Annotated in this window: 25 protein-coding genes; 9 read left to right on the top strand and 16 right to left on the bottom strand. The window is 42.4% G+C overall.

The features are described from left to right. Window positions 1–125 precede the first annotated feature (125 nt). Both KHS38_RS13225 and KHS38_RS13220 read left to right on the top strand, forming a co-directional pair. The gene (locus tag KHS38_RS13225; RefSeq protein ID WP_213489013.1) at window positions 126–1022 is read left to right on the top strand and encodes a LysR family transcriptional regulator; all 897 of its coding nucleotides are present in this window, start codon (window positions 126–128) and stop codon (window positions 1020–1022) included. A 76-nt stretch (window positions 1023–1098) separates the two neighbouring features. Continuing rightward, entirely contained in the window at window positions 1099–2079 is a 981-nt protein-coding gene (locus tag KHS38_RS13220) for a YeiH family protein (RefSeq protein WP_213489012.1), read from the top strand. Window positions 2080–2747: 668 nt separating this feature from the next. Here KHS38_RS13220 and KHS38_RS13215 read toward each other — a convergent pair. Both KHS38_RS13215 and KHS38_RS13210 read right to left on the bottom strand, forming a co-directional pair. Continuing rightward, the gene (locus KHS38_RS13215) at window positions 2748–3476 is read right to left on the bottom strand and encodes a hypothetical protein (RefSeq protein ID WP_213489011.1); all 729 of its coding nucleotides are present in this window, start codon (window positions 3474–3476) and stop codon (window positions 2748–2750) included. Between the two features lie 209 nt (window positions 3477–3685). Beyond that, entirely contained in the window at window positions 3686–4318 is a 633-nt protein-coding gene (locus KHS38_RS13210) for a TetR/AcrR family transcriptional regulator (RefSeq protein WP_213489010.1), read from the bottom strand. A gap of 104 nt (window positions 4319–4422) precedes the next feature. Between KHS38_RS13210 and KHS38_RS13205 the strand changes: the two genes are divergently transcribed. The 4 genes from KHS38_RS13205 to KHS38_RS13190 all read left to right on the top strand — a co-directional run bounded on the left by KHS38_RS13205 (window position 4423) and on the right by KHS38_RS13190 (window position 7066). Beyond that, window positions 4423–5127: a hypothetical protein gene (locus tag KHS38_RS13205; protein ID WP_213489009.1), complete on the top strand. Its 705-nt coding sequence runs from the start codon at window positions 4423–4425 to the stop codon at window positions 5125–5127. A gap of 115 nt (window positions 5128–5242) precedes the next feature. Then, window positions 5243–6049 carry an XAC2610-related protein gene (locus KHS38_RS13200; RefSeq protein ID WP_213489008.1) on the top strand — a complete coding sequence of 269 codons (807 nt, stop codon included), beginning with the start codon at window positions 5243–5245 and terminating at the stop codon, window positions 6047–6049. Window positions 6050–6345: 296 nt separating this feature from the next. Continuing rightward, window positions 6346–6483 carry a helix-turn-helix domain-containing protein gene (locus tag KHS38_RS13195; protein WP_249665395.1) on the top strand — a complete coding sequence of 46 codons (138 nt, stop codon included), beginning with the start codon at window positions 6346–6348 and terminating at the stop codon, window positions 6481–6483. A 184-nt stretch (window positions 6484–6667) separates the two neighbouring features. Then, entirely contained in the window at window positions 6668–7066 is a 399-nt protein-coding gene (locus tag KHS38_RS13190) for a hypothetical protein (protein WP_249665394.1), read from the top strand. 273 nt (window positions 7067–7339) lie between these two features. On the opposite strand, the gene KHS38_RS13185 is transcribed toward KHS38_RS13190, so the two are convergent. After that, window positions 7340–8248, bottom strand: a complete 909-nt coding sequence (locus tag KHS38_RS13185; RefSeq protein WP_213489007.1) for a helix-turn-helix domain-containing protein — start codon at window positions 8246–8248, stop codon at window positions 7340–7342. A gap of 10 nt (window positions 8249–8258) precedes the next feature. Continuing rightward, complete coding sequence (locus KHS38_RS13180; RefSeq protein ID WP_213489006.1) at window positions 8259–9299, bottom strand: NAD(P)-dependent alcohol dehydrogenase; 1041 nt, start codon at window positions 9297–9299, stop codon at window positions 8259–8261. A gap of 771 nt (window positions 9300–10070) precedes the next feature. Between KHS38_RS13180 and KHS38_RS22530 the strand changes: the two genes are divergently transcribed. Together KHS38_RS22530 and KHS38_RS13170 are read left to right on the top strand one after the other, a co-directional pair. Next, on the top strand, window positions 10071–10340 hold the full coding sequence (locus KHS38_RS22530; RefSeq protein WP_213489005.1) for an acyltransferase family protein: 270 nt from the start codon (window positions 10071–10073) through the stop codon (window positions 10338–10340). 191 nt (window positions 10341–10531) lie between these two features. Further along, window positions 10532–11170, top strand: coding sequence for a hypothetical protein (locus tag KHS38_RS13170; protein WP_213489004.1), 639 nt, complete (start codon window positions 10532–10534; stop codon window positions 11168–11170). 408 nt (window positions 11171–11578) lie between these two features. Here KHS38_RS13170 and KHS38_RS13165 read toward each other — a convergent pair whose 3' ends face one another. Next, window positions 11579–11929 carry a winged helix-turn-helix transcriptional regulator gene (locus KHS38_RS13165; RefSeq protein ID WP_213489003.1) on the bottom strand — a complete coding sequence of 117 codons (351 nt, stop codon included), beginning with the start codon at window positions 11927–11929 and terminating at the stop codon, window positions 11579–11581. A gap of 99 nt (window positions 11930–12028) precedes the next feature. Here KHS38_RS13165 and KHS38_RS13160 point away from each other — a divergent pair, with 99 nt between their 5' ends. Further along, window positions 12029–12367, top strand: coding sequence for an EthD domain-containing protein (locus KHS38_RS13160; RefSeq protein WP_213489002.1), 339 nt, complete (start codon window positions 12029–12031; stop codon window positions 12365–12367). A 342-nt stretch (window positions 12368–12709) separates the two neighbouring features. On the opposite strand, the gene KHS38_RS13155 is transcribed toward KHS38_RS13160, so the two are convergent. From KHS38_RS13155 to KHS38_RS13105, 11 genes are all read right to left on the bottom strand, one after another. Further along, complete coding sequence (locus tag KHS38_RS13155) at window positions 12710–13297, bottom strand: phage integrase SAM-like domain-containing protein (RefSeq protein ID WP_213489001.1); 588 nt, start codon at window positions 13295–13297, stop codon at window positions 12710–12712. A 660-nt stretch (window positions 13298–13957) separates the two neighbouring features. After that, complete coding sequence (locus KHS38_RS13150; RefSeq protein WP_213489000.1) at window positions 13958–14140, bottom strand: hypothetical protein; 183 nt, start codon at window positions 14138–14140, stop codon at window positions 13958–13960. A gap of 29 nt (window positions 14141–14169) precedes the next feature. Further along, window positions 14170–14457, bottom strand: coding sequence for a hypothetical protein (locus KHS38_RS13145; RefSeq protein ID WP_213488999.1), 288 nt, complete (start codon window positions 14455–14457; stop codon window positions 14170–14172). 66 nt (window positions 14458–14523) lie between these two features. Next, a complete protein-coding gene (locus KHS38_RS13140; protein WP_213488998.1) occupies window positions 14524–15576 on the bottom strand; it encodes an NAD(P)-dependent alcohol dehydrogenase in 1053 nt (350 codons plus the stop codon). A gap of 19 nt (window positions 15577–15595) precedes the next feature. Further along, window positions 15596–16171 carry an NAD(P)H-binding protein gene (locus KHS38_RS13135; protein ID WP_213488997.1) on the bottom strand — a complete coding sequence of 192 codons (576 nt, stop codon included), beginning with the start codon at window positions 16169–16171 and terminating at the stop codon, window positions 15596–15598. Between the two features lie 22 nt (window positions 16172–16193). Beyond that, on the bottom strand, window positions 16194–16781 hold the full coding sequence (locus KHS38_RS13130; RefSeq protein WP_213488996.1) for a flavodoxin family protein: 588 nt from the start codon (window positions 16779–16781) through the stop codon (window positions 16194–16196). A gap of 13 nt (window positions 16782–16794) precedes the next feature. Next, complete coding sequence (locus KHS38_RS13125; RefSeq protein WP_213488995.1) at window positions 16795–17163, bottom strand: nuclear transport factor 2 family protein; 369 nt, start codon at window positions 17161–17163, stop codon at window positions 16795–16797. Window positions 17164–17165: 2 nt separating this feature from the next. Beyond that, window positions 17166–18296 carry an aldo/keto reductase gene (locus KHS38_RS13120; RefSeq protein WP_249665393.1) on the bottom strand — a complete coding sequence of 377 codons (1131 nt, stop codon included), beginning with the start codon at window positions 18294–18296 and terminating at the stop codon, window positions 17166–17168. A 10-nt stretch (window positions 18297–18306) separates the two neighbouring features. Further along, window positions 18307–19158, bottom strand: coding sequence for an aldo/keto reductase (locus KHS38_RS13115; protein WP_213488994.1), 852 nt, complete (start codon window positions 19156–19158; stop codon window positions 18307–18309). 15 nt (window positions 19159–19173) lie between these two features. Further along, window positions 19174–19632, bottom strand: a complete 459-nt coding sequence (locus KHS38_RS13110; RefSeq protein WP_213488993.1) for a nuclear transport factor 2 family protein — start codon at window positions 19630–19632, stop codon at window positions 19174–19176. Between the two features lie 26 nt (window positions 19633–19658). Further along, window positions 19659–20648 carry an aldo/keto reductase gene (locus KHS38_RS13105; RefSeq protein ID WP_213488992.1) on the bottom strand — a complete coding sequence of 330 codons (990 nt, stop codon included), beginning with the start codon at window positions 20646–20648 and terminating at the stop codon, window positions 19659–19661. Between the last annotated feature and the right edge of the window lie 10 nt (window positions 20649–20658).

The following is a 20658-nucleotide window of genomic DNA, read 5'->3' as shown; positions in this document are numbered from 1 at the left end:
TTTCCAATTCTTAAATTTATTAAAAGGCTATACTCCCCAATAGAAATGGAATGACCAGCAGATCGTGATTATTTGACACCAGCACGTCAGATGCTTATTTGACAAAATAAACATAGCTTTACGCCATGCTTGATTTCCGGTTAAAGGTTTTTTATACCGTTGCTAAAAGGTTGAACTTTACGAAAGCATCCCAGGAGCTTTTTATCAGCCAACCGGCAGTCACCAAACACATTCGCGAACTGGAAGCTTATTTTAAAACAACACTGCTGCAACGAAGCGGGAACAGCAAAGTCAGACTTACATCTGCAGGTGAAAGATTATTACAGTACACGGAGAAGATGAACGCGATGTACACCGACCTGGAATTTGATATGAACATGCTGGTTAACCAGCACACTGGGATGCTTCGCATCGGTGGCAGCAATACAGTCTCTCAGTATGTTATACCGGCAATTTTGGCTCAATTTCATGAACGGTTTAAAGATGTTAAGGTAAAACTGATTACCGGCAATACAGAACAAATTGAACAAGCTGTCATAAACAGCGAAATTGAACTGGGCATTGTTGAAGGTGTAAGGCGGAATGCTGAATTAAAGTATGAGGAGTTCTTAAAAGACGAACTGGTTCTGGTTTGTGCTGCACGAAACCGGTTGGTAAAAAAGGAAACTATCCTGCCATCGGAATTAAAAGGCCTGCCTTTTCTGCTCAGGGAGCCTGGATCAGGTACACTGGATGTCATCACGCATGCGCTTGAACCGGTGGGCATGGTTATCTCTGATCTTAAAGTCGAAATGCAGCTAAGCGGTGCCGAGAGTATTAAGGCTTACCTTTTAAACAGTAACTGTTTCGCTTTTTTGTCCGTACAATCCATTTTAAATGAGCTCAAATCAGGCTCGCTCAAAATTATTGACGTGAAAGGTTTGGCCATTGAACGGACTTTCTATTTTATTCAACCTCATGGACATCTTCCTGGCTTAGCCCAGTTATTCAGGCGCTTCAGCGAAAGTTACCTCGATATATAGCTTTCAATAACCCAGGGTTATTAATCATTACTTTTTTCGATGAAAACTGCCTGAAACTTTAATTGACTTTTGCTGCATGAATACGCAAGCAAGTCAAATAAAAACTAATAAGAAACAAACTGCTCTACACTTAAGTGATCCGGTACGAAAAGCTATTTTTATACTAACACTGGCTTTATGTCTTACTCCTGTAATAAGTCCGGCTACGGCTTTAATAATCGGCCTCTTCACCGCGCAGGTCATCGGTCATCCTTATTTACATCTTAATCAAAAAGCGACGCACCGGCTCTTGCAGATTTCTGTGGTCGGACTTGGATTTGGCATGAATGTTCATCAGGCTTTACAAGCGGGAAGAGAAGGGCTTATCTTTACCATAGCGTCTATCAGCGGCACCTTGATACTGGGGTATTTTACAGGTAAATGGTTCAAAATTGAAGGGAAAGTTTCCTATCTTATTTCCTGCGGCACGGCCATCTGTGGGGGGAGTGCAATTGCTGCTATTTCACCGGTTATTAAAGCCGAAGAAAGGCAGATATCCGTTGCGCTCGGTTGTATATTTATCCTTAACTCGGTTGCCTTGTTTATTTTTCCTAAAATAGGTCATTATTACCATCTTTCGCAAACGCAGTTTGGCTTGTGGTGTGCACTTGCTATACATGATACCAGTTCAGTAGTTGGCGCAGCCAGTAAATACGGTGCTCAGGCACTGGAGATTGCAACAACCGTAAAGCTGGCCAGGGCGCTGTGGATTATTCCGATGGCTTTCCTGTCTACGTTTATCTTTAAAACTGAAACCCGTAAGATCAGTATACCCTATTTTATCGGGTTATTTATCTTGGCCATGGTAGCAAACACTTATATACCAGCTGTCAGAACGGTAAGTACATCCCTTATTACAGTAGCAAAAGCCGGGCTTACCCTGACCTTGTTTCTAATAGGTGCTGGATTATCACGAAATGTACTTGCATCTGTGGGCATTAAGCCGCTGCTGCAGGGAGTCGTACTTTGGGTGCTAATTTCAACTACAGCATTGTATGCCATTATGCACTGGGCCTGAACAGGCAGAACTAGTGAGGCAGCATTTGTGTAATATCATTATGATGACTCCCGATTTCACCTCATTTTACCTTCGATATGCTGCTTAAATCGTTTTGCTGTTGCCAGTCCTTAAATGGGCGGGCGATTGCCACCGTCTGATTGTTCTGCCTAGAAGTGTTTATTCTGTTTATCGTAGCTGTTCCTAAACCTTAGAGACAAGATCGTTGTGCTACAGACATATAGTATTAAAAAGATCAAAAGCCTTGTCATGACACTACCGTTATATAGGTACCGGTCTGTCAATAAACTGATGATAAGAAAAACTATCAATAGTATTGGTGCGCCAGAGAAGCTAAGCCATGAAAGGAGGTAATTATCCCTTATCTTCCTTACCAAATTCAAAAAAACGGTAAACGAGCAAAGCAGCGCAGCGGTAAGGTAAAGCAATGAAAATCCTAGGTTTAAAATGATGTCAAGAATATATAAAACAGTTGCCGCTAAACCATCGCCTTTAACAGTCGTATCCAAAATGGTAATTCTGTAAGCAACATATAGAACTACATCTAGCAGTAAATTAATTATCCAGTATTTAAAAATGATATTTTTCATTGTTAACCAGTTGTTTCAGGCTGAGTAATTGTAGGCACCTTATGATATAACAATCCGGCTTGCGTAAGAAATGCTGTATTACTGAAACAGTACCAGTTTATCCTCCGGAAGATCATACTCATATATATGATCATCCTCCTCGCCAACGTAAAGCCATTGAACAATTTGACTACCATTTGGCCCTACCGGCGCAATACCAATTACTTTGTAGCTGTGATTATTCCGCTCTCTTGACTCGATTGAATAAGTCAACTCATCACGATTTTTAATGGCAGCCTGCAATAAGGGATTTTTTGTTTTAGTCAGATAATATTCGGCTATTAAATAAACTTTGTCGAGATAAGACGATGTAAATTCCTCATCGGGAGACCAGGTATATTTCAGCTTTTTACCATACGTTCTTCTAAACATAGATACGGAACCGTCGCCGGTTTTCTTAACAGCAAGTAGTAACTGCGCTGGCATTTCGGCATCATTATCGCCAGGAATGGTGATCGTCCCATCCTTCCAGGTAACTTGTACCCTATCTCCGCGATTTAAGTTCCTGCTGGTGTCGGTTTCATTGATAAAACTAAACGTGCTGTCACCTTTACGTGCTAACAGTTGAAAATAATCACCATCATCAAGATACTTTACAAAGGTCATCTGGGCAACATACTCATGCTGCTCATTTTTATTTTGCTTAACAACTGGTAGTTTCGGAGCAGCGTTTGGCTTTGCCACCTTCTGTTCCTCAGTTGTTTTTAATCGGCAGGCCGACATCACGCACAACGTTAAAATTATGATCTTATTTATTAGTCTTTTCATTCAACATACTCTTTTTCAAACGATGGCAACTATATAATAACTTCGATCTTTGTAAGGCCTTCCATGTTTAAAAGATCAGCACAATGATGAACTTTATTCAACCAGATAAAGCTTTTCATCATTATTACTAAACAAAGCATACTACAGTTGCTGGTTGGTCTAATCGTCACAATTGGGTATTTTATAATAACATGATCAAGGTAATACTGTTATTGATAGATCTTATTGAGCAACTGCCTGAGCGCTTTTTTGATCTCCTCCTGCCCTTCTGGTTGTTGAATGTCAATACCGCAGAAAGTATTTTCCTGCATTTTGGCATGTAACGTTAAATAATAAACGCCCCCCATCATTAAGGCATACATCGCCCTAAACTCTTTATCAGTTTGCACGAAATGCTTATCGAATACTTCTCGCAGTACCAATTCGCCTATGTTCTCGCGCTTCAGATCAAGTTCTTTTAAGATCGGCGACTTTTCGCTAAGTCCCCAGGTAATGATCCGGCGCATCTCTTCATTGCTTATTAAACTATCGAACTGATCTTCCAGTACGCCATAAGCAAGTGCTTTTCCTGCATCTTCACTGGCGCTTCGTATAATTTCCTCAACATCGTCTGACTGTATCTTCCAGTAGTCTTTATTATTCAGGTATTCCTTTACGAGACCTTCAAGGCCGCCAAAGTAATCATAGCTCAGCCGCCTGTCTACCTTGGCTTCTTCGGCAACGCTTCTGGTCCTGAGCCCCGTAAAATCATTCTTTTTTAGTACTTTTCCGAGTGCTGTTATCAGGTTCGCCTTCGTTCGCTCCTTGTTCCTAACCGGACCATCGGTGATTTTCCTTGCCATTTAACTCAACTTTAGTGCAGGTACTGCATTCACTAAACCTTTTTCTCAGAGAAACGTTTTACATATATCACAATATCGTGATATAAATTTAATAGCGATTAAAAATGCGCGACACTTTCTTTTCTTGGAATATATCATTTAATAGGAACCACCGAGTAACGTTACTGGTAGTACTGTTTTCATTTTATATAATCCTTTGTACGCTGTTATCCTCATGTGGCAGCCGCACCGATCCATCTTCAAAAGCGGCGGTACCGACACGCGTTAAATCAAAAGAGATCAAAAATGAAAACTCCACAAGCCAAACAGAAGCAGATACAGCCATAGAAGTGATGGACGAAAAGGAAATTCGCTTTAACGGGCAGCTAAAGCGTTACTTTTCTTTTAAGGAATTCCAGTTGGTACTTGGCAAGCCCGATAGCACTAAGTTATTGAGCGAAATAGAACCCTGCACTACCATTTTTCAGGAAGCCGATGGTTCGGTAGATCCCGAAGCCAGGTATTTATACAAAAATGGCTCGCGCTTTGAATGTTCCCGAGGTAAAGTAGCTATTGATCAGGTAAGATTTAGCGATGGCGATTTCCTAATTTTTCATCATCAATCCCTTAACAAGAACACGACTGTATCCGCTTTAAAGAAACTTTTTCCAAATGCGGCTAAGTACATAGCTGATATAGATGTAGCTGATGAAGGAAAACTGCAAGTAATGCTACTTAGAGAAGATAAGGACAACGTTTCTGACGGGCATATTAAAATTTTCATCAAGAACGGAAAGCTTTATTCTATGCACTGGTGGTTTCCCTGTTAGGAACATAATAGAACGGCAACAAAGTGCTGAACTTATTAAAGTAGAAAATAACGTTACCTAAAAAAAAAGCCTTGTAATGAACAGAATATTTGCTAACCTTCTATTATGCTTTACTATGCTCGCTGCAACAGTGAGCGCCAAAACGTACCAGCTAAGCTTTGCAGGTCAGGCTATGGCTTTCAGCCTACGCATTTACTGTAACACTGAAGGAAAAGGTGCGTTTGTGCGATACAATGGCCAAAAAGATTTTATGGCGCTCCGGCTAAGAAAGTTTACTACCAGCGTTCTAACCAATACGAATAAGCAGCCCGAAGGTTATTATTACGAATGGAATGAACTTTTGAACGGAAAAGTTTCGGGCCGTTATGCGGTTGTTGAACAGTCGGGCAAAGTAACTGATGCCTGGTATGTTCGCAATAAAGATGGCCGGCGGTTTAATTTTACAGGCGTTGTTAATGATGCCTCGATTGATGATGTGCAAAAATACCTGCTACATGGCGTGCTCATCACGTTTGCATGGAACAGCTTAGAAGACCAGTTTATGTTTACTTATCCGGATGGAAAAGTTACCACCCCAAACTTCATATCATTAGATGCACCTGACAAAACAAGATCATGCTATATCAAAGATTACAATTTTGACGGCTACGATGACCTGGGCTTTTCGCTTCCGGATGCGGGTATGGGTGTTTATCAGACTTTCAATATTTGGTTGTATAACCCAGCCACCAAACGGTTTCAGCGATTACAGGAAAGCCAGGACACGCACGCTAAATGCTCCTGCCTTTGCGACGTTACTGTGAACGCAAAACGGAAGCTGCTCTATACGGCTTGCCGGGGCGGCGCACACTGGTGGCAGGACGTTTACCGTATAGACAAAAACAACCGGCTGGTTTGGTTGCGATCCGCAGAAAGAGAATAAGGCATATCTGATCAAAATTTTTTAATAACTACAAATATAAATAGGCAATTGAAAATAAATGATTTGGAAAACAGATTTCTTGTGCTGATAGTGACCTCGTTTATGAATCTCAGTTGCACGCAGGGGCATGACAGAAAAAAGGATGACACAATCAGAGTTATAACAAAAAGCGAGACGGCATCATGAATAACCGCAACAGTGGACTCATCTGTAACCAGAACTTGTGACAGCGCAGATTTCGCGCAATGGTAACAGCGGATGCCGGTTAAAGTACCGGTAAATGATGTTGATGTGGCTTGATTGAAAAAAACAACCACAGTTTAACAGAGATCGGTTACCTGGCAGGCTTTTCTGATCAAAGCCACTTCAACCGGGTATTTAAAAAGTTCACAGGTGAAAGTCCATCAACTTATAAGAAGTCGCTCAAAAAGTAAAATTCAGACCAATAGTTAAAAGGATACAATTTGCCGCTAAAATCTTAAATTACCTTGCATTATTAAATACAAGGTTTTATGAAATTTTTTTACTCTTAGTATTCTCGTATTAATCTCATTAAGCGGCTATGCACAAACTGCCCCGGCACAGCCCTATCTAAAAGTTGCTGGTTATGTTGGTATCTTGCACCCCATTGTCACTTTTAGCAGCACAGGTACCGATAAGAACTTTGGTGACCATTATGTAGTGAGCATACCGGTCGGCATCAATATCTGGAAAAGTCAAAAAATTGGCTTTTCAGCCGAATTCCAACCTTCCATCCGGGCGGAGAATGGTACCAGCAAAATGGCAAACTTCACCTTTCATCCCGGCGTACTCGTTGCTTTAGGTAAGGGCTGGACATTTGCCGGGCGTGCGGCATTTGAAACTTCGGGCCGCTATGGTGTCACGCCGGCATTGAACAAAACGGTGATCAGAGGCAAAAACAGCAGTCTGTTTGCTGTCATACCGCTGCCAGTTCGCTTTGGCAGTGATAAACCTACTTCGTTTACCATCGGTTTTCAATTTGGTATCGCATTCTGATTGGTTTACTATTCTTTGGGGAGCATTGCTATCGCGAAGATAGCGAAGAACACCAGTATCAAGGCTTTTACAGATGGCATCACCGCAGCGGTGGCAGGCGCGTTGGCAGGTTCGGTGATCATTATTGCCAGGCGTTCCATCATCGATCAGCCAACAGTCCTTACAGCAGTGACCGCCGGACTGGCACTGATCTACCCAAAGAAGCTACAGGAATCGCATGTTATAGCAGCAGCAGTGATCATCGACATCTCATCAAAAGCATTTGACGTAGCTTTAATTAAAGCTGGAACGAAATTCCGAAGGAGACATTTGGGTTTTGTTCTTAAACAGTTTGTTGAACGATTGCGGATACTCAAATCCAAGGTAATAAGCAACCTCGCTTACCTGCATTGTAGTGGTCGTTAACAGTTCTTTTGCTTTATCGATCAACCTGGCATGAATATGCTGCTGTGCCGTCTGGTCGGTAATGGCGCGCAGCATATCGCTCAGGTAATCAGGCGATACATTTAGTTCTGCAGCAATGAATTGAACGGTAGGTAAGCCATTTTTTAGCAATTCCTGATCGTTGAAATACAGGTTTAACAAGTTTTCCAGGCGGATCAGTATCTCATCATTAGCAACTTTACGAGTGATGAATTGCCTGGCGTAAAAACGATTGCTATATTGCAGCAAAAGTTCGATTTGAGCGATCAGTACCTCCTGGCTGAACTTGTCGATATTATGTTGATACTCATGCTCGATATTGGCGAATAAGGCCTCAATGACCGCTTCCTCATCTGCCGATAAATGCAACGCTTCATAAAGCTCGTAGGAGAAAAAATGACAGCTCTTGATCTTAGCTGCGAGTGGCGTATTTGCAATAAAATCGGGATGAAACATGAGCGTCATGCCACCGGGCGGTTTGGAACCGGAGTCCAGTTTCATCAGTAATTGATTAGGTGAGATAAAAGCCATCATACCTTCATCAAAATCGTAATGCCGCTGGCCATACTTCAGTTTACCATCATAATCTTTTTTGAGGGAGATACAATAAAAATTCAATGTAAAATGTCTCAGTTCTACCAGGTTCTCATAATTGGTATGCTCATGACGGAAAATACTGATCAATGGATGCTTAGGCTTGGGCAAACCGAGCAACCGATGCTGCTCGGATATAGAATTGATAACATGCGGCGGTTTCACAATCTTAAAATTACAAGGTTTTCATATCAATGACAAACCTGTACTTGACATCTCCTTTTTGCATGCGGTCATAAGCAACATGGATGTCCTTGATGTCAATCAGTTCAATGTCCGATACGATGTTATGTTCGGCACAAAAATCCAGCATCTCCTGGGTTTCCGGTAAGCCACCTGCACCTGAACCTGCAATAGTTTTATTACCAACAGCCAGCGAAAATGAAGTCACTTCCCATGGCTTTGATGGCAGGCCCACATTAATGTAAACACCATTTGTCTTCAACGTATTGAGGTAAGGATTAATGTCAGTGTTACTCGCTACTGTGTCCAGTATAAAGTCAAAGCTCTTAAACGCTGCTTTCATTTGTTCTTCATCCTTGGAGATGATAAAATGCTGCGCACCAAGTTCTTTTGCCGCCGCTTTCTTATTGGGTGATGTACTGATCACGGTAACATCAGCACCGAACGCACAACCAAATTTTACGGCCATGTGCCCTAAGCCGCCCAGGCCCACAATGGCCAGTTTATGCCCTTTTCCAACATTCCACTTCCTTAGTGGTGAATAAGTGGTGATGCCGGCACATAATAAAGGCGCTACTGCCGCCAGGTTCAACTTTTCTGATATATGATGCACAAAGTCCTCATTCACCACAATGGCATCAGAGTAACCGCCATAGGCCGGCAACCCGTCGTGGCCCATGTTATTATAGGTTTGTACTGGCGCTACGGTACAAAATTGTTCATGCCCATTACGGCAGTCGTCGCATTCACGGCAGGAATCAACCATTACGCCAACGCCACCCAGATCGCCCAAACCGAACTTCTTTACGTAGGCGCCGACTGCGCTGATCCGCCCGACAATTTCATGACCGGGTACCATCGGAAAAATACCAGGAAACCATTCGTTACGGGTCAAATGAATATCGGTGTGGCAAACACCACAGTACAGGATCTCGATCTGTACATCGTATGCGCCTAATTCACGCCTCTCAAATTGCCACGGCGCTAACGGGCTTTCGGCCGTTTGTGCTGCATATCCTTTTACTGGTATCATATCTGCCTTGTTGTTAGTAATCCAAAAATAGGCAGCTGCTATAATTGGCGCTTATCCAAAACCGGGAAAGGTGTATCCAGTATTCCTCATCATTCTTTTTGCTTTCCGCCTGCCCTTCTGCCCATTAGGCGCCTCTAGTCGGAAACCAAAATTGAACAAGGTCTAAACATTATGCAATAACGCTATTCGATTATCTGATCAAAAGCATTTATAATTCCAATGGATGACGTTTCGGAAAGACGCGCAGAAGTTTCATAGAATCAACTGCTAAGTTTGGTATAATCATCTATAGTGAAGATATCATTGATCTTCGCTATGGTACCCAACGTCATTTACAGCATTAAACAACCAATCATGCGCTCACATTCCGCAGTTTTACGGTAGATGTTAGTGGATTGCGGCTATCGTACACTATTACTGATCTTCGCGTTAATAATACATACATCAGTATGTATTATTAACGCGAACTCTATTTCAATTCGATAATTTATTTGTGCGTATATAAGCGAACTATTGCTTAATTTCACCGCCCAATCACATATGCAACCTTTACCTAACGCCACTCAACAGGAAACATTCTTTTCTCATTTGCAAGAAGCCGAGTCTTTAAAGTTGAAATCACTTCTGCTACCAACTCCTATGCTATTTATTATTCGGCTTATAGTCCTACTTCTGTCCCTTCTAAGTGCGATTAAATAAATCGCAAAAATTCTCGCAATACCGCACATACATGCCTATTTACTAAATATTTGATTCAAAAATTAGCTTATTATGAACGAAATAAATGCTAACGAGCAAGGTTTCCATCAAAAAGAACTAAGTAAAACCAGGGATTACTTATTTGACAATATTAAATTCTTTCTGATAACATTGGTTGTGTTCGGCCATTTCATTGAAAGTTATATTACTCAGAATATCTACCAAAAAGTAATTTTTATATGTATCTATAGCTTTCACATTCCATTATTTGTATTCCTGTCCGGCTATTTCTCGAAGTCTGCCAACAGTTTAAGCATCAGAAATAATATAAAAACTTATTAATACCCTATTTTATATTTACAATACTCTGGCGAGTGATACAAAGCCGCCATAGTCATGAATTTAGTTTTAGCCTGCTTATCCCGCCGTTTCATTTATGGTATCTGTTCGGCCTTTTTTGGTGGAGATCCCTTCTACCAATTGTTAAAAACTTCAAATATCCCTTGATAATTTGTATAATTTCATCCCTAACAGTGGGCTTTGATTCCACTGTGCATGATTACTTGTCATTATCCAGAATCATCAGCCTGTTTCCGTTCTTTTTATTAGGTACGATGTGTACGGACGGAATGTTTCGCTCAATCTACAATAAAAAACTATTGATTTTACCAGGTGCATTTACGCTCGGCACACTGATATGGTTTATTTTAAGATACGACCCCGCTAAATGGAATATTTTATTTTGGAATTCTCCTTATTTGGAAATGGGACCTGATCTATTAACCTCTCTGATGACGAGAGCTTTGTTAATGATTACTTCTGTGGCCATTTCAATTGCATTTATTGTTTATATTCCAGAACGAAAAATGTTGATTTCAAAACCAGGCGCCAGAACCATGTGTGTATTTCTGCTTCATGCATTCTTTCTAGGAGCCTTTAAAAAGTTGTTTCCCACGTGGCACATATCTGTATTCAGAGATATACTTATTTTAACATTCCCTATTGCTTTAGTGATCATATTATCTTTGCCGTTTGTTCAAAAAATTTATGATAAAACTTTGAATTTGATCTCTTCAATCTTATTAGTGAAAGTAAAGCCGATAGATTTTAACGAAAGACAACCTGAAATAGAATACTCGCCGTCTAAGAAAAAGGCATTAAACATTACATAAGTCGTTCAATGGCACTGTCCGTTATACCATGATATCCATATATCTGGACAATCCGGATTACTGCCTCTAGATGCCCTGTAGTTTCGTAAAATTTCAACAGCGTATTGGAGGGATTTATCAGGCAGAAATTTTGTTGTTTAGTAAAGCTGTTAACACTGCCGAGGTGTGATACCTTACATATTTTATAAAGTATATTCAATTCGGTGATTATTTATAAAGCCGAATACTTGGAGTCTTCCCCGGAAAGATGCCGATCTCAAATAGATGTTATCGAACCACTTCGTGAATGATTGGAGATTAGCAGCCTTAACTATTGCTTGACATAAAAAACAGCTAAGAGTTGAGTACAGTTTGAAAATGAAAAATGCCAACGCAGATTATGGCAACCTTTTCGTTAAAGGTTTTAACTCACACCGGAAGAGCTTTTTCCAGCACGTCCCTGTTGCTTTCACCCCATGCTTCTAAATTTAAAATGACAGGAAGTAAACTTTTCCCTAAATCTGTGAGTTCGTACTCTACTTTAGGAACTTTAGTATCGTAAATGACTTTACTGACAAAACCGTGCAATACCAATTCACTCAGCTGATTGGCCAAAACACGCCTATCCGCGGTACCAATTTTTCGTTGTAATTCCCCCGGTCTTTTAAGTCCTGTTGATATATAGTAAATCAACATGAGCTTCCATTTTCCGTTCAATAATTCTTTAAATAAATGAAGCCCGCAGTCTTTCCGAAGCGGAATTTTCTTCTCATATGTCATATTCGATAGATATAGTACCTCAACCCTTATAGGGATTAATTTATGCGTACTTGCCCTAAGGCATGATTTGAAATAGTTTTGATGCAAATAAATAAAGATATGATTAAGTTTTCATTTTTAATTAAAAGACTTCCTGAGTTGAGCTTTGAACAATTTGTGGATTATCACAAAAATAAACATGCTCCTTTATTCGCTTCCATACCCGAGACGGAGCAGTACGTACGCAGGTACGTTGTAAGTCATCCGGTAGAAGCACCGGGTTTTCCCGCACCTATATATGATGCTATAACAGATATATATTTCGATTCATTTGAAGATTATCAACAATTCTTTTCAAGCGAAAACTTTTTGAACAAAGTAAACCCCGACCATATAAACTTTTTTGATACGGACAATATTGTAACAATGGTAACTAATGAGACGATAATTAAAGCCTAAAAAACGGAACTACAAATTGTTAAGGCAACAAATTCAAACGTTAAAGCCTCTAAGGAGGCCTTTAACGTTCTTTGTTTTCTAACCTACTATTTAAGAATCTTATCGGAATACCTATTTTGACAACGAAGATTCACTAAACTTTACTTTATCCTTTTTTCATTGAACGGTGGATATAAAGATTCATCCAGCGGGCTGCGGGTTCTTAATACAGCTATATCGAGATAATATCAGGAATTTTCTCCTTCCTTATTTGCTACTGTATCGACCTCATAGACAAAAAGCAAGCCATTAAACTTATCACGTTCTACCATAGTATTGAAAGTCTCCACGCCATGTTTTGGCTCATAAAAACAACCAAACAGTTACCTGCAAACTTATCCCAAAACGTTCAAAATCAATTATGAATTTATAATTGATCTCTTGCAGGAGAATAGAGCGCTTACGCAGCTTCGCTTCAATAAATTTTTGGAGATAGCGCTGAGTAACATAATAATGCTTTAAGGTGCTCCATGCTGAAGTTTGCGTAGCTTGCTCGTTATGATATTCAAAAAGTCGGCTAAGCGTGTTAGGCACATCCCCATCGTTGCTAAAAAACGCGTCTTTAACGGCACTGGCTGTAACTTGCTTACCCTTCAGCAAAATCTGCCGGTAACAGCTCCCAAGGCTGAGCCTGATTTGATCTAAGCCACCATTAATAATTTTAACATCATCCTTATTGCCTTTTCCAGCACCTTTACGTTGATCCCAATACTTCGGATCGATCCACTGCTTAACCGCAAAGTGAATAATCTCTCCATTTATGGTAATACGCGCATAAATCGGCGCTTTTTCGTTTTTTGATTTGTCCATTCGCAGGATAATCTGGACGCCGAATGTGTTCATCGCTTTCATAACCTTCATTTTTTCTGCTTTTTTGGGTGTAATTTTCATTCAAAAACAACAGCTTTTTTGGTATGAAAATGGCTCAAAATCACGCATTTTAACATCAATTTTATGATAGTTAAATACTGATATACAGATTTTTAAACCACTTTTCTGTACCTCAAAGCTAAAAAATCAAACAGGTTACGGAATAGGTATTGAGAACCTTGCGTTTCTTTGAGATAAAATGGGGGCTTTAAAAGCAAAAAACCCCGTAAATCATTAAATTTACAGGGTTTTATACCTTTTTAAGGTAAGATTAGTGCGCCCACCTGGGCTCGAACCTATTTCTTAAATTCGCTGATTATCAGCTGCTTGTAATGACTTTCTCGTTTAAGGTAGTTACATGGGTAACGCGCCCTATTGACTAATTCAAAGATAGAAAAATTGGTTATAAATCAGCGTAATTTCTCGACAACATCAAATACGTCTTCTGTATAGAATTTAATATCAAGGTATTTATATTCACCATAAACGAGTCTTAGTAATGTAGCTCACTAGTCAAGCACCCATCGTTACTTTGATTAATTAACGGGATTTCGTTACTCTCATTTACAGCTAAATTTAGGACTTAGTTATAAGATCTTAAGGAGTAACAAAAAAGAACGTTTTCGTTACTTTTTAAATTATAAATGACACGCCTGAAAAGGTTCTTGCTTTTGGTGAGGGTCAGCTTGAGGCTTGATAAAAAGGCTTTCTTGCCCGCACACTCATCTGGTGTTCGAGCCGTTCTGCCAGCCACTGGAAATATTCGGCCAGATAGGGGTCTTCTGTTTTTGTTCTCATATCCAACATTGCCGGTTTGTACTTTTTCCAGGTGGTGGTAACAAATGATCCCAGGGTTTTATCCACAAGATCGATATCTATCAGCCTTTCTGCTACTAAAGGCCCAGCGATTCCATTTCCTGAGAAAGCTGAATAAAGCGAACTTGATCGCTGTCCGACCGTTGCTGCCATGCACCATAATCTGCCGGAAAGTCTAGTGTATGCATAAAATGAAGCGTTTCAGCAAACTCACGTGTCTGGAAATGCTTCAATGTTTCTACCGTCAGTCTTTCCTTCCGGTCCTTACTTGAAGCTTTGACTTGTGCAATTCCAAAGATTACCGCTACAATTACCGATAAGGTCAGCGCTATATTGGCAATCAGGCTTACTAATTCGCTATTCATGGTACGGGGAAATTTAATAAAAAAAGCAGCTTCCTTTTGTCAAAGAAGCTGCTCTTAGTGGAGAAATTAATTTTTAAGGCTCGCCATGTCGATCACAAAGCGATAATGCACGTCACCTTTGAGCAACCGATCATAGGCTTCATTGATCTCCTGAATATTGATCATCTCGATATCAGCCGTAATGTTATGCTGCGCGCAAAAGTCAAGCATTTCCTGTGTTTCGCCGATGCCGCCGATATTAGACCCGGAAAAGCTACGTCTTCCCTTAACCACATTAAAAGGATTAATCGGCAGGTTTTCCGGCGGCAGACCTACCAATACAACGCTGCCATCCGCCCGAAGCAGATTAAGGTAGACATTGATGTCATGTTTGGCAGAGACCGTATCTAAAATAAGATCAAGCGTATCAGTGTGTTGCTTCATTTGTTCCGGGTCTGTTGACAGCACCGCTTCATCAGCGCCTAAGCGCTGTGTATCGGCCACTTTAGCATCAGAAGTCGTAAATACCACTACATAGGCGCCAAAAGCTTTGGCGATCTTGATGGCCACGTGACCTAAGCCGCCAATGCCTAAGATACCCACCTTTTTTCCGGGACCGATGTTCCAGTGCTTGAAAGGGGAATACACGGTAATACCCGCACAAAGCAAGGGTGCGGTTGCAGCCAGGTCTACGTTTTCGGAGATACGCAGCACGTAATTTTCATCGCATACATACGTTTCGGAATAACCGCCATAGTTGGAGCCGCCCAGGTATTTGTCAGGCGAGTTGAAGGACAACACTTCACCCTTGCAGAACATCTGTTCATCCTGCTTACAGTATTCACATTCCCGGCAGCTGTCGATGATACATCCAACGCCGACCAAATCACCAACTTTAAATTTGGTTACATGGGTACCAATGGCGGTAACGCGGCCTACCATTTCGTGCCCCGGCACCATCGGGAAGTTGGAACCACCGAAGTCGTTATGAGCCTGGTGAAGATCAGAGTGGCAAATGCCGCAGTACAGGATTTCAAACTCCACGTCGTGAGGCATTAAGCCCCGGCGCTGAATGGTCATCTCTTTTAAAGGTTCGCTTGCACCGGTGGTTCCGAATGCTTTGATATTTTTTGTTTCCATTTTTATTGTTGTAAATAGATTAATCCGGCTTACTGATGCCTAAGTTCTCCCTGTTATGCAGTTCGGGGCTTTCAATAAGTGTGGCCACGAATGCGGCAATGCTTCTCCTGGAAATGGCCGTGCCGGTTTTCGGCTCGCCCTTTACGGTCAAAATGTAGTCCACCTCGTTGCCGCTGGTGAACCAATCCGGTCTGAGAATAGTGTAGTCCAAACCTGAACCTTCGATGATATCCGCTAATTTCCGGTAAGGGATGAGGATAGAACGCAGCGGCTTTTCATAGATGCCGATGGAACTGATCGCAATGATCCTTTTGACACCGGTTTCCTGCATCGCCTTCACGATGTTGCCAGTCATCACCTCCAGGTTGCCCGCAAGGTTTACGTAAACAACATCCTGACCTGCAACGGCCACTTTTACCGCAGGATAATTGGTGGCATCGCCTTCAATTACGTGGTGCTTAGCTGCAGCATTTTCCGGCAAACGTTTTTTGCTCCGGGCAAATAGGGTAAGTTCCACGTCTTTTACTTGCTCGATGGCGTTGATAACGTATGGGGCAAGGCTTCCGCTGGCCCCGATGATAATTACTTTTTTCATTTGAACGTCTTTTAGTTGATAATTACAGCATCCTAATCTTTCGGAGCCAATTAGTTACTTCGGCTTCGGCCTGCTGCGCTTTTTCGCCCTTCATGACGAAGAGAACACCGTCCCGTTCAATTCCTCCCCGGATGGAGAAGCCTTCCAGCACTTTGCTTTTCGGGCATAAGGCTTTCACCGTTTCAAAGCTGCTGCCCACACCGTAGCCTGCGTTCGTATTAAAAGGAATAACGATTTTACCGCTTAGGTTATGCTGCTTTAAAAAGCTTTTCATGGGTGGCGGTAACTGCATTCCCCAAGTCGGAAAGCCTAAAAAGATGGCATCGTATTTCTCAAGGTCTGCAATGCTGGTTTTCAGCGGTGGCAGGTAACCGGATTCGCTTTCTTTTTGCACCTGCGCTACCGTCGTTTGGTAATCAGCCGGATAAGGCTTTTCCAGTTCCAGGGCAACCAAGGTTCCGCCTACTTTTTGCTGAATCATTTGTGCGACCGCCTTCGTGTTGTTGGTACGCGAGAGGTAAACGATCAAAATCTTCTTATCCGCTGGTTGCGCACTACACTTTGAAGAAATAAGGCCGATGCTAAGCATGATCAATAAGATTTTTTTCATTTCTTAGGCTGTGTTAAAATGTAGTTGCTACAGATCTCAGGATTACCCACTCGCCGTTGCGTTTCTCCAATTCCATCGTTTGTTGCAGACGCCAGGTGTTCCGGGTACCCCAAATCCGGGCATCCAACATTTGCCGGCCAACGAACGTAGCTTTATCTCGGTCAATTGTCACTGAAGTTTTTACTTCCTTTGCCGAATAATATTTCATTCGCTCCGTTACGATCTCGTTGAACCATTCATTTTTCGCCTGTACATACCCTGTGATATGTGTTAGCGTGAAGTCTGCCGCTAAAAGCTTGTTCATTTTTGCGGTATCCCTTTCAATCATCAGTTGTGTCAACTGATGTGTTGTAGCAATGATTTGCGCTTGATCAGTTTCCATGTTCATTTTTTTAGTGGCGCTTCTACTCCGGAATAAGCCAGGACTTCTGGCGGTAACCTTTGTCCTGAAATTTTGATGGCATCCAGTTGTTTGTTAAGCGAATGGAATTCCTCAGCGGTAAATTTAATTGGGGCTGCGCCGATGTTTTCGAGCAAGTGCGACATCTGGGTGGTGCCTGGAATAGGAACGATCCAAAGCTTCTGGTGAAGCAGCCATGCCAGCGAGATTTGCGCAGGCGTTGCTTCCTTCTTTTCGCTCCAGTTTTTTAATAGATCCACCAATGCGAGATTACCAGGTAAATTCTCCGGTGAAAACCGGGATTCGATGGCCCGGATATCACCAGGTGCAAAACGAGTTTTTGCATCAATGGCGCCCGTTAAAAAGCCAACGCCAAGCGGGCTCCATGGAACAAAGCCTATCCCGAGTTCCTCACAAAGCGGGATAATTGTCTGCTCGGGGCCGCGCCATAACATGGAGTATTCGTTTTGAATAGCCGTAACCGGATGAATCTGATGTGCTCGCCTAACGGTTTGCACACCCGGTTCGGAAAGTCCGTAATGCAAAACTTTCCCAGCTTTGATCAGGTCTTTAATGGTTCCGACAACATCTTCTATCGGAACGTTTGGGTCAACCCGATGCTGGTACAACAGATCGATGTGGTCCGTCCGCAGCCGTTTGAGCATTCCGTCAACAACTACTTTAATGTGTTCCGGACGGCTGTTCAAACCGGGATTGCGTTTACCGGTTTCCTGATCGATGTTCCACCCGAATTTCGTTTCAATAACAACCTTATCCCGGAAAGGAAAAATGGCTTCCCCTAGGATACGTTCTACTTCAAAAGGTCCGTACGCTTCCGCGGCATCAAATAAAGTTACCCCATGGTCGAAAGCACTACGGATGATCCTTAACATTTCTGGGCGTGAAGGAACAGTAGTTTGGTACGTCCTGCTCATATTCTGGACGCCTAAACCAATGCTGGAAACTTCAAGTGTATTGCCCAACATTCTTTTGCCGGAAAGCACCTGGCTTTCAGGTACGGGACTTTTAGTTTGTGCAAAATTGACCGAAGGCAATATTGCAGTTCCCGCCATAGCAAGTCCGGCGGTTTTGATCAGGCTTCTGCGGTTCATCATGTAGTATCAATTAAAGATCGATCTTTCTTTCACCCAGCCACTTCACCATTGCTGGGTCGCGGTGGTCAAAAAATAAGCTTTTGCTGGTGTCCAGGTTGGCTATCGCTGACATATCCTCATCGCTCAGTTCGAAATCGAATACGTCAATATTTTCTGCCATCCGTTCTTTTTTTACCGATTTAGGTATAACCACCACATCCCTTTGAACCAACCAGCGCAAAGTAACCTGGGCAACAGATTTTCCATATTGGTCACCGATCCGCTGGAGTACTTCATTGGTGAACAAGTTATTTTTTCCTTCGGCAAAAGGTCCCCAGGATTCGATTTGCACCTTATTCTCGATCATGAACTTTTGGGCCTCGAGTTGTTGGTGGAAGGGGTGCGTTTCTACCTGGTTCACCGCAGGGACTATGTCGTTGTGGATCACGAAATCCACCAGTCGGTCGGGCGCAAAATTGCTGACCCCAATGGCCTTGATCTGACCGTCCCTGTATAATTCCCCCATGGCACGCCATGCACCGTAAACGTCGCCGAACGGTTGGTGGATCAGGTACAGGTCCAGGTAATCCAGTTGCAGTTTTTTCAACGATTTTTGAAAGGCTGGTTTTGCTTTTTCATAGCTGGCATCCTGAACCCATAATTTCGTCGTAATAAATAATTCATCCCGGCGGATACCGCTCTTCCTGATCGCCTGGCCAACGGCTTCTTCATTACCGTAAGCAGCCGCGGTATCGATTAACCGGTAGCCGGCTTCGAGGGCATCTAACACACTACGTTCGCATTCTCCTGCATCGGATATTTGATAAACGCCGAAACCTAAGATGGGCATTTCGACGCCGTTATTTAATGTTACGTTTTTCATAAGTTGATGTAATTTTTAATGATTGATTTCTTGTCTTTCTTCCCACGCAACAGTGGCGATCCTTTTGCCAATCAGCCACCGGTCATCTTCTTTGACATACTCATCCTGATAATTGGCCCAGATCGTTCTGATGTAGGACCGACCGTCTTCCTTTCCGATCAGCGTCGCGAGGCAATAGGAATACCCAGTTGCAAAATGACCATTCACGGTGGTGAGCAGTTGTCCATTGTGATGATAAACGGTTTCCAGCGGCTCTAAAATGGCAGCGAATCCCTCTTCTATTCCTTTTCTTCCCTGGAATGTTGTGGTGGTTTCGCCCATGATTGAGATCAATGTTCCATTTTCCGTAAAAAATGAGGCCTGCGCCACATTATCTTTCCGGTCTGAAACCAGCGAAAAGGTGTCTACCAGTTCTTTCAGTGCCATCTTGTCTTCGAGCATCTGTACACGGTCAGCTAAGCTGTTTTCTTGCATGATATGATATCTTGTCTGTTAATCGGTTATTCCTCTGACATGCTCAGTAATCCGGCGTCGAGACGGTCACCCTGAATGTTGATCTTTGATAACTGTTCATCGATTTCTTTCAGATCTTCTGCTGTCAGTTCCAAATCAACTGATTTGATGTTATCATCGATGTAAGCGATTTTATCCATGCCAGGAATTGGCACCACCCACGGCTTTTGAGCCAATAGCCAGCCTAAAGCAATCTGTACAGGGTTGGTATTTTTCTTAGCAGCAAATGCACGAAGCATTTCCACCACCGGCATGTTGGCTCTGATGTTTTCCTGACTAAAGCGCGGGAAGTTGGCCCTTAAATCTGTACCTTCGTCGAATTTCGAATTGGTGTCAATTGTACCAGTCAGAAAGCCTGTTCCCAGCGGTCCCCAAGGCACAAAGCCGATGCCTAATTCCTCACAGGTGGGCAGCACTTCTGCTTCGGGCTCCCGGGTCCAGATAGAATACTGGTTTTGCACGGCGGCTACCGGATGCACGGCATGCGCTTTACGAATGGTATTAGCGCCGGCTTCTGACAAACCATAGTGCCTGATCTTACCTTCCTGTATCAGGTCTTTTAAAGCTCCGGCCACATCTTCTATCGGCACATTCGGATCAACACGGTGCTGGTAGAACAGGTCGATATAGTCTGTCCTTAATCTTTTTAAAGAAGCTTCGGCAACAGCCCTGATATTCTCCGGGCGGCTGTCTACGCCGGTAATCTGGTTGTTTTCCAGTTTAAAGCCAAATTTGGTGGCAATCACGACATCCTTTCGGAAGGGCTCCAGCGCTTCACCTACCAGTTTTTCGTTGGTATAAGGGCCATAGCCTTCTGCGGTATCAAAGAAGGTAATACCTCTTTCTACCGCCGCGCGGATCGTAGCCACGCCATCATTAATATCGGCAGCCGGTCCGGTACCGAAACTTAAGTTCATACAACCCATACCCAAGGCTGATACTTCCAGCCCGCTGTTTCCTAATTTTCTCGTTTTCATAATTTTAGTT

Source organism: Mucilaginibacter sp. Bleaf8, from assembly GCF_018390515.1.
In the GTDB taxonomy this organism is placed as follows: domain Bacteria; phylum Bacteroidota; class Bacteroidia; order Sphingobacteriales; family Sphingobacteriaceae; genus Mucilaginibacter.
This window is presented reverse-complemented; position numbering and strand designations above follow the sequence as displayed.